General features: G+C 61.9%; 1 protein-coding gene. It reads left to right on the top strand.

Annotation, left to right across the window (positions count from 1 at the left end; all coding sequences use genetic code 11):
- Window positions 1-278 (top strand): hypothetical protein (locus SB772_RS40365; RefSeq protein ID WP_410838562.1); only part of this gene is annotated, 278 nt, incomplete at both ends.

The following is a 278-nucleotide window of genomic DNA, read 5'->3' as shown; positions in this document are numbered from 1 at the left end:
GATCGCGACAATCCAACCCCTTAAATTTGAGTTAAACGCTCATCTTATCAACAAGCTGTTTAGCCGGGTGACTTTGGGGTTTGCGCGGCGCGAGTGGGGTAAGACAATGCGTGGGCAGACCAAGGCTCTCATCTTCAAGACCAACCTTCTGACCGGCGCCGCCGCCATCGGCCTCGTAGCCGCCATGCCGGCGCAGGCCCAGGACGCGACGGCATTGGCGCCGATCACCATCCAGGGGCAGGCCGGAGCGGCAAATTCCGAGGCGACGGCGACCAGCC

It is taken from the genome of Paraburkholderia sp. SIMBA_030 (assembly GCF_046535245.1).
In the GTDB taxonomy this organism is placed as follows: domain Bacteria; phylum Pseudomonadota; class Gammaproteobacteria; order Burkholderiales; family Burkholderiaceae; genus Paraburkholderia.
Note: the sequence above shows the minus strand (reverse complement) of the source record. Positions and strands in the feature narration are given on the sequence as shown.